Source organism: Microcystis sp. 49638_E5, from assembly GCF_021300285.1.
Lineage (GTDB): Bacteria > Cyanobacteriota > Cyanobacteriia > Cyanobacteriales > Microcystaceae > Microcystis > Microcystis aeruginosa_C.
The window spans coordinates 1-8739 of record NZ_JAJTDH010000112.1 but is presented as its reverse complement, the minus strand read 5'-3'; the positions used below and the strand labels follow the sequence as shown (position 1 = coordinate 8739).

The following is an 8739-nucleotide window of genomic DNA, read 5'->3' as shown; positions in this document are numbered from 1 at the left end:
TCGGCCATCTAAACCGACAACGAAGAGACTGGCTGCGCCGGGTAATGAGCTAACGGCAGACACGTTTGTGGTTTCTGGGGAAACGCCACCCCCTAACTCAAACCATCCTGACCACGCTGGATTCTCAACGCGGGGATCATAATACTGGCTCCACACCTTTCGATCACCCTTGATCGCAAACAATGTCACCCCACCGGGCACTCCGCTGATGGCAGTTACCGATAATAAATCTGCCAGATCTACTTGAATATCTGATGAAGAGCTGCCAATCTTAGAAAGAGCAGCAGCGGATGTTCCTAATGGGGACGGTTTTCCATCGCTGTTTAAGGCGACACCGCCCGAAAATACGATGTAATACAAGGAATTTTCTTGTTTGCTTCCCACAAATATACCTGTAGCAGTGTCAGGTTCACCCCCTCTCCCTGCAAGCTCATGGCTAATCACAGAGAGGCTACCAAGAATATCATCGTCACTTCCAGTATCTCTTTCCCAAAAATAGACTGTTATCGTCCTATCGTATGGAATTGTTAGATCAAGAGTGATTCGAGGTCTTTCATTACCCAATTCAAAATAGTCTTCTTGTAAAGGCCATACCTTCTGCTGTCTCTCCTGGTCAGAAAGACTTATATAGAAATCATCTGAGCCGTCAAGACCGAGGCTTTCAATCAGATCGGTCACCTCCTTCCATACGTCTCCCGCCACGTTTATTGCATCTTTCAGCACCTTCAAAGGCGTCAACCCTGTTATCGCTCCAGCCGTTCCTAGCAACCTATTCTGAGCGTCCAAGATGTTACCTAGAAGTTTCGAGAACGCTTTATCATTCTCTTTCCAGAAAAGACCTGTACCTGTTGTTATACATTCTATATACAGAATTCGAAGTGTCGGCATGATTGCATCCTCCAGTAATTTCTACTTGATTTTCAAAGATAAGCTTAGCACCTAATTTCTGGGCTGGCGTCCCCCGGATCTGACTGAGGGACACATCTCTGAGAACCCTTGCAAAAGTATGGGTCTCAAGTCAATGGGGTGGGCAGGGAGCCATGGGAGGTTGGGGCTGCGAAACCAATCCACAGCCCCTCTCTAGGCGACCGAATCATAGTGACTGTCTAACTAGGGATTATACGGAAGCTTTCTGTATAACACTCTCCAGACTAACGATATGGGTCAACTTTCGGCATATCACTCTATTTAGGCGCAATCGCCCGAACTTTTCCCCATATCACGCCCAAAAGCCTGTTAGCCAGATTAGCCCACATCGCACTTTAACCCACAGCTTGAATCAATGTGCATGGTGCGTTCCCCAAAAATCTATTAGTGGAGTAGGAGGACTTGCATTAGGGACCGCACCCTACGGCAATGGCGATCGCACTAAATATCGGGGTCATCGCTAATACGAGAAGATATTTCTTTTGTAAGCTCATTTAAATAGTCCTTCCCCTTTTCTAATGCATCTTCAAGCTCCAAAATTTCAAAGGAAACTCTACGAAAAGCAATTCGACCGACTACTCCTTCAAACTTTTCGCCTGTCTTTGTATTTTTGCCTGTCTTTGTATTTTTGCCTGTCTTTGTATTTGAATATTTACCACTTAGCTCATGAATCTCCACTTTCCTATTTTTCATCTTCTTATATTTATATTTGAGAAAAAATGTTCCACCAAATGAATCTTGCCCTCCTGCTTCACCATCATGTATGTATTGAAAGTTAAAGTCACAATATTTACGTAAACACTCAGTAATACGGGCATTCGTAGAATGTTCTGTACCCAGATGGACTGTATCCAGCCAATTTTCTGGACCAGACTCATTTTCTTGATAAACTTCCACTGATATGGATATGCTAGTCCAAGTCTGATCAATCTGCATTAGTTCTAGACGAAGCAGTTCAAAGTGAGGATTGTTTCCCATCCCGATCCAGGTGCCAGACAAACTAGGTATTTTGTCAAATGGGTTTAGCTTCCATAACCATCGATCATAAGCTATAAAAGAAAGGGTAAATATAATTGTAAAGAAAGAAATGGGGGATACATCTCGTGGTAAAGGAAAGGCATTAGAGATGTTTGTCCTAACCAAATCAATTAACGGTTGTAATTGTAGAGATACAATCAAAGAAAATAAGGCGATCCAGCCCATAACTTTTAGCCGAAAGGCTTGGTTGTTAACACCGTAGGAATGCATTTCTGACATCTTTTACAACCCATCACTTTTGGTATAACCATCATTGGCAGAAATCTTTACTCGGCGCATCTCTGCCACCAAGGTTTTTTCATGTTTGGAAATATTTGCATCGCCTTTTCTAGCAGTTCGTTCACAATTTCATCTGGCATCAAAAGTCCGTTTACAGCAATTACATTTTCCTCTGGACTGATGGGTTCAAAAGAAGCTATTTGACTATGAAGCATCTCAAGTTTCATATAGTGATTTAACCTGTTGGCTAGTCTTAGCTCTAGCTCTGGTTCAGGTACATTTAGCCAAACTAACTGAACTTGTCCTAAAGATGTCAGTTGTCTCCTGTAGGAAGCTTTCAGAGCAGAACAGGTTATTACAGCTTCTCTGTTTTGAGTTATTGCCCGTCGAATATCATCCTCTATTTCTAGAAGCCACTGACGACGGTCTTCGTCTTGTAGAGACTTCTGTGAAAGCATCTTGATGATGTTCGATAAGGGATGTCTGCGATCGCCCTCAAGAAAATCACTTTCTAGCCGCTCAGATAAGAGCCGACCAACAACCGTCTTTCCTGATCCAGCAACACCCATAATGATCCACACCAATGGGCAACCGTCCATTCACCTCCTCCTCATTACTAGAAAATGGCTGACTAAATTTCTGACAATTAGGCCAATTCTAGCGACGATTATTCGATCTGACCGCACCCCTTGACAAAAATTTATCATTATTCGATTGGTTTAATTGTCGGGGTCTTCTGTAAAGATTTTTTACCGTGAAATTATCATTCATACCCGATACAAGTATCCACCCCACACCCACCAACAAACTTTTTCCCGCAAACCCTAATTCAACCTTTTGCTCCTGTACTTTTAGCAGCACAGGAGCAAAGCTGAAAATAAAAATTAATAATTGTCCTCATCGGTGATAACTTCCACGGGAATCACTTCTTCTAACACTTTTTCCTGCATTTCTTGGCGACGAATTGGTATTTTGGTTTTTTCCAATTCTGGTAAAGCGACCAATTCCCGTTGTTTTTCCCGGACAGTATTGGGTAACAACATCGGTAAAGGTTCGGGGGTTTCTAACCAGTAGCTGGCCACCGGTAGAGTATGTTCTAAATCTTCCAATAAACGGGGAATAATCATCACCGCGTGCAGTTCACCGATTTTCTCTGCTTCCCGCATTCCCGCATCAATGGCCACGGCCACATTAGCGACCGAACCCCGGATAATGGCCGTACACAAACCATCCCCAATTGTTTCGTAGGAAGCTAACTGCACATCGGCCGATTTTAACATGGCATCAGCTGCCCCCACCATAGCAGGAAAACCGCGGGTTTCCAAGAGACCGATCGACATATTGCTCAGTTTGCTGAAACCCCGTTGACTTTGGGCAATTTCGGCTAAACGGCTACCAATGGGGAAAATTACCTCTAAATTGGGCATCGGTCGGGGAATAACCGATTTAGATACCAATTGTCCGAACTGTGCGGCGGTTTTTGCCCCTTCTTCCACTGCTAAACGCACATCGGCAATATTACCACGCACGATCGCAGTACAGTGACCACCGCCAATTTTTTCGTAACCCACGAGGGTAACTTCTGCCGATTTTAGCATCATATCCGCCGTCCCGACGATCGCCGGAAAGCTGAGGGTAGAGACTAAACCCAAGGCACTATCTTTGGGGTGACGCTTGGTTTTCATCGTCCTTTGACCGGGGTTAGTTGTGGACGAGGGGGGAATGCTTCCATTAACTCTTAATCTAGACATTGAAGATAAACTTGCCCTAACAGGTACGAAGGGGGTGATTGTCAGCTATCCTGTTACTATCTAGTCTATCCTGTTAACCTTAATTGCTATTGAAGATTTTTGAGGGATTAGATAAATTTTAGTTATTGTAGCTTGATCAAGTTGTCTATGACAGAACAGCCTCGCAGTACAGATGATCGAATCAGCGAAACGGAAGCGACCGAATTAATGCGCTCGCTGCTTCATAAGGAAGGAAATTGGGTGAATTGGGGGCAAAAATGTCAAAAACTGCAAAAAGCTGGCTACGATTCCCAGTTAATTTTTGAACAAACCGGGTTTCAAAATGCCCAACAAAATTTAATTATTGTCGCTGCCCAAGTTTTTGAGAGTTTAATCAAATCGGGAGCAGATGAAGATTTGTTAAGTTACTACATCGGGCCGCGCAGTGATGTGCTATACGAATTACGGATTCTCAACCAAGAACAAAGACTAGGGGCAGCGAAATTAGCGGCAGAAAAAAGGATTGAGGTGGCTGAAGCACACGATATCGCCAAAGCTATCCAAGATTTTTCCCGTTTATCCCAGATTCCCAGTGAATTTACCCGTCATCCTGGAGATGCGATCGCTTACCAGTGTTGGAAACGGGGCAAACAAAAGCGAGATTTAGCCGAAAGAGCGAAATTAATCGCTAAAGGTTTGAAATTTGCCCATTCTGACTCGGCCAGACAGGCGATCGAGTCCTTACTACAAGATTTTACCGTTACTCCCGCCCGTAGCGCTCCCTTGCTGCCCGTTCATCGTTTACAGGATGAGGACGAATTAGCCAGAATTATTCCTTTAGTAGGAAGATTTCCGGTGACGGTAACTGATATAAAACACACAGAAAGTTTGAGCGTCGAGGAACCTTTTCGACTGGTAACGGTGGGGGATAAACAAACAATCGTGCCTCTCCCCGGTTGGCAAGCAATTCTCAAAGCGATCGATCCTGTAGCGATTTTATGGCCTAGCGATCAATTACCTCGATCGATTGCCACCAGGTCTGAGGAAGTGTTATTAGTCATCGATCGAGTTTTGGCCGAATGGGACGTGAACAATTATTATCTAGTGGAGAGGGATAATTCTGTCTTTTTACAATGGTTTGATAGTTCCCCCGATGTCACCATACTAGGTGAATTGATCTTGATTTTAAGAGCAAAAAATATCCTCGATGAAAACAACATCACCGAACCCTGGCAAATGGACGACTAAATCAGTGATCAGTGATCACTGATCACTGATCAGGTTTAAGCTATTAGTTATGAGTGGGAACAAGAAAATAGATATAGCAGTTTTCATCAGAATGAGGTATGAGCAAGGAGCTTAAACCCTTTGTTGGCAAAACTTGTCGATACCTCAGTAACGTGAAAAGCACTATAAACTGATAACTGATAACTGATAACTGATAACTGATAACTGATAACTGACAACTGATAACTGATAACTGATAACTGAATATATGCGTGCAGTAATTTGTGGATATTATGGGAGAGGAAACGGAGGAGATGAGGCATTATTAGTGTCTCTATTGCAGATGTTACCCTCAGCAATTAAACCTATTGTTTTGTCAAATAATCCCAGAGAAACCAGTCAACGTTATGGAGTGGAAACCTGTCCTAGTAGGGATTGGTGGCAAGTTTTTAAAACTCTTAAAAAAGCGGATATATTTATCTGGGGTGGTGGCAGTTTAATGCAGGATGTCACCAGTTTTGCCAGCCCAATTTATTACGGTGGTTTAATGGCTCTTGCTCAATTATTGGGCTTAAAAACTATTGCTTGGGGGCAGGGAATTGGACCATTAAATAGACCTTTTACACGTTGGTTAACCAAAAAAGTCTTAAAACAATGTAGTTTAGTTACTGTGCGCGATGATGCTTCGGCTCATTTAGTCGCTGGTTGGGGTATTAGTCCCATTGTTGCCCCCGATCCAGTATGGGCTTTAGACGCTCAATCAGTCAAGGGATTATCGGATTTACCTGCCCCAAGAATCGCCGTCAATTTACGTCCCCATCCCCTATTAACCCCGGCAAAATTAGATAAATTAACCCAAGCTTTAATTGATTTACAAACCAGTACGGGGGCGTTTATTCTCCTAGTCCCTTTTCAAAAGTCGCGGGATTTGCCCCTCTGTGAAGCTGTAGCCCGTCAATTAGGGGAAAATCATCAAATCATTAGTTTAGAGGATCCGAGACAGTTAAAAGGCTTATTTCGCGGGGTAGAAATGGTGATCGGAATGCGCTTTCATAGTTTGATTATGGCCGCGGCAGAAGATTGTCGTTGTTTTGCCCTTAGTTATGATCCGAAAGTGTCGCGATTAATTGCCGAAGTACCGATGCTGGGTTGGGAATTAGATCAGTTACCAGAGGCAGTTAATGATATTAGTAACACTTGGATTAATTTTTATGCCAATGGAGAGGCATTAACCAGCGATCGCAAATATTTTTTAATCGATCGAGCTTTAATTCATCGAGAAATTTTATCTAGATTGGTGAGCTAATTTTTATGTCGAGTGCTATTACTGATGTTATCACGACTATTGCCCTAGCTGAGACAAGATTTAATCTCTCCTTAACAGAAGATAGGGCATTTTTTCCCGAATGGCAAAGTGATTTACTGTCTCTATCTAGCCATGAAAAAAAGAGTTTAGATGAACTAAGACAAAGATATTTATACCAAAGATCGGCAGGACAGTTATTAGAAGGAACCGTGACTTTATTGTTAGTTTCTCCCTTACTAGCGATTGCGGGTTTTTACGATCCGCCTTTTCGAGTACGCGCAGAGGAATCGGTAAGCTTAACCGTCGATGATGGGGAAGAAATACTATCGGGTAGAATCGATGTTTTAGTCTGGTTAAATCAGTTTTGGGTGGTAATTGTAGAATCCAAAAAAACCGCCCTATCGGTTTGGACTGCCTTACCGCAAACCCTGGCCTATTTGATGGCTAATCCCCGGCCAGAAAAACCTAGCTTTGCTCTCGTCACCAATGGAGATGATCTTTTATTTGTCAAATTGAGAGCTAATGTCCATCATTATGCCCTATCTAGGGTATTTGCTCCCTTTATTTCCAGAGAAGAAATATATAAGGTTTTGCAGATTTTAAAACACATCGCTGAGGCGATTGAATAAAATCAAGAACAGATTCAATATTATTTGATTATTCCAAAGCGCAATTCCTATCTTAGAGCGGAATCGCGCTTTCAGATGTTAGTCAGGACTATGGGAAATTTATATTAGTACAAATGCTCAAACTCTCTCTCCCCTTTCTCTTCTCCCCCACTTCATAATTCATAATTCTCTCTCCCTGATTAATAACGGATGCGAGGATCAACATAAGCATTGATTAGATCGATCAAAATACTGGCAAAAACCACTATTGTCGCAAAAAAAGCCATTAATCCCTGCACTGTTGGGTAATCGCGCAGAGAAATCGCCCGATATAACTGATTTCCCAAACCCGGCCAAGAAAAAGTAACTTCCGTCAAGACTGCACCACCTAAAAGAGCCGCAAAAGTTAATCCTAAGACAGTAATTACGGGAATTAGAGCATTTTTCAGCGCATGGCCGATCATAATCGTTTTTTCTGGTATTCCTCTTGCTTTTGCCGCATCTACATAGTCCGCTTGCAAAGTTTGTTTCAGATTAACTCGCACCATCCGCTCAAAAATCCCACTCAAAAGAATGCCGAGAGTAAAACTAGGTAAGGCCAGATAATACAAAGCTGTGGGCAACTTATCTAGTTGCAGAGTCATCAGACTATCAAGGGTGTATAAACCCGTAATTGTCTGGGGTGGAGTTTCACTCAAAGGAAAACGAGTCCCCAAAGGAAACCAGCGCAACTGTACCGCAAAAATTAGCTGTAAGAGCATTCCTACCCAAAAAATCGGCAAGGAATAGGTTATCAGTCCAAATAAACGTCCCCCCGCGTCTAAGGGAGTATTGGGACGGGAAGCGGTGATAATTCCCAATCCGACTCCCACTATCACTGCAATCAGCATCCCATAAAAAGTTAGTTCCACCGTCGCTGGAAAATGTTTAGCGATAATCTCCCATACCGTCACCCCCTTACTGGTTAAAGAGTTTCCTAAATTGAGGCGCATTAGGTGAAAAATATAGTCTAGGTACTGGAAAAATAGGGGTTTATTCAGTCCTAATTGTTCTCTTAGGGCATTTTTGGCACTTTCAGGGGCGCGGTTGCCTAAAATCGCATCCGTGGGATCACCTGGGGCAACACGCATCAGTAGAAAAACCACCGTCACGATCGTCCATAACATCAAGGGAGCTAGGAGTAAACGCACCAGTAAATAGGATTGTAAAGCAGAGCGGCGAGACATGAGGGCTTTCCGATTAGAAAATAGACTCTCAAGGAACCATACCTCAAAATCGACCAGGCGATCGAGAGGGATTGAATAAAAAATTAAATAGAGGAAAAATATTTAGTACAGATAAACTGTTTTGTCCGCCCCGCCAGTTCTGATCAAGGGACTAGCAAAAAACACTAAGGTCCGAAAAGCTTACGTAGCAAGGGATAGAAAAAAGATCAAAAAATTTTGCCAAAAGGGGTTGACAAACTTAGGGAAGTTAGATACATTGATAAATGCGCGGTTGAAGCAAAGCGAAAGCGAAGCGAAACAAACGACGCTCGAACCTAGACAAAACAATAGTTTGAAAGCCAAGCAAAACAGCCTCGTTTAGAAGCAATTCTATAACAAAAAAGTCAAACCCGCAAGGGGGAGACAAAAAAAAGTCAAAAGAATCAAACGATTCATCATGGAGAGTTTGATCCTGGCTC

General features: G+C 42.8%; 9 protein-coding genes. 3 read left to right on the top strand and 6 right to left on the bottom strand.

Annotated features, from left to right (window positions below):
* The 4 genes from LW728_RS20585 to ccmO all read right to left on the bottom strand — a co-directional run.
* On the bottom strand, positions 1-888 hold an 888-nt coding region (locus LW728_RS20585; protein ID WP_287767967.1), incomplete at its 3' end, for a PLL family lectin.
* Positions 889-1368: 480 nt separating this feature from the next.
* A complete protein-coding gene (locus tag LW728_RS20580) occupies positions 1369-2184 on the bottom strand; it encodes a hypothetical protein (RefSeq protein ID WP_287671433.1) in 816 nt (271 codons plus the stop codon).
* A 47-nt stretch (positions 2185-2231) separates the two neighbouring features.
* Entirely contained in the window at positions 2232-2783 is a 552-nt protein-coding gene (locus LW728_RS20575; protein WP_044034309.1) for a gluconokinase, read from the bottom strand.
* 285 nt (positions 2784-3068) lie between these two features.
* Positions 3069-3869, bottom strand: a complete 801-nt coding sequence (ccmO, locus tag LW728_RS20570; RefSeq protein ID WP_002753877.1) for a beta-carboxysome assembly protein CcmO — start codon at positions 3867-3869, stop codon at positions 3069-3071.
* Positions 3870-4082: 213 nt separating this feature from the next.
* On the opposite strand from ccmO, the gene LW728_RS20565 reads away from it, so the two are divergent.
* From LW728_RS20565 to LW728_RS20555, 3 genes are all read left to right on the top strand, one after another.
* Positions 4083-5162 carry a RuBisCO accumulation factor 1 gene (locus LW728_RS20565; protein WP_287709789.1) on the top strand — a complete coding sequence of 360 codons (1080 nt, stop codon included), beginning with the start codon at positions 4083-4085 and terminating at the stop codon, positions 5160-5162.
* Between the two features lie 247 nt (positions 5163-5409).
* On the top strand, positions 5410-6447 hold the full coding sequence (gene csaB / locus LW728_RS20560; protein WP_287767964.1) for a polysaccharide pyruvyl transferase CsaB: 1038 nt from the start codon (positions 5410-5412) through the stop codon (positions 6445-6447).
* Between the two features lie 5 nt (positions 6448-6452).
* Entirely contained in the window at positions 6453-7076 is a 624-nt protein-coding gene (locus LW728_RS20555; RefSeq protein WP_172456627.1) for a type I restriction endonuclease subunit R, read from the top strand.
* A 179-nt stretch (positions 7077-7255) separates the two neighbouring features.
* Here the strand turns inward: LW728_RS20555 and LW728_RS20550 are convergent, their stop codons facing one another.
* Together LW728_RS20550 and LW728_RS20545 are read right to left on the bottom strand one after the other, a co-directional pair.
* A complete protein-coding gene (locus LW728_RS20550) occupies positions 7256-8281 on the bottom strand; it encodes an ABC transporter permease (RefSeq protein ID WP_287671423.1) in 1026 nt (341 codons plus the stop codon).
* Positions 8282-8528: 247 nt separating this feature from the next.
* Positions 8529-8739 (bottom strand): hypothetical protein (locus LW728_RS20545; protein WP_287767749.1); only part of this gene is annotated, 211 nt, incomplete at its 5' end.

What these genes read in the sequence shown, in the direction of transcription:
- ccmO (WP_002753877.1), bottom strand. Translation starts at nt 3,869, where the DNA reads ATGAAAACCAAGCGTCACCCCAAAGATAGTGCCTTGGGTTTAGTCTCT.
- LW728_RS20580 (WP_287671433.1), bottom strand. Translation starts at nt 2,184, where the DNA reads ATGTCAGAAATGCATTCCTACGGTGTTAACAACCAAGCCTTTCGGCTA.
- LW728_RS20575 (WP_044034309.1), bottom strand. Translation starts at nt 2,783, where the DNA reads ATGGACGGTTGCCCATTGGTGTGGATCATTATGGGTGTTGCTGGATCA.
- csaB (WP_287767964.1), top strand. Translation starts at nt 5,410, where the DNA reads ATGCGTGCAGTAATTTGTGGATATTATGGGAGAGGAAACGGAGGAGAT.
- LW728_RS20555 (WP_172456627.1), top strand. Translation starts at nt 6,453, where the DNA reads ATGTCGAGTGCTATTACTGATGTTATCACGACTATTGCCCTAGCTGAG.
- LW728_RS20550 (WP_287671423.1), bottom strand. Translation starts at nt 8,281, where the DNA reads ATGTCTCGCCGCTCTGCTTTACAATCCTATTTACTGGTGCGTTTACTC.
- LW728_RS20565 (WP_287709789.1), top strand. Translation starts at nt 4,083, where the DNA reads ATGACAGAACAGCCTCGCAGTACAGATGATCGAATCAGCGAAACGGAA.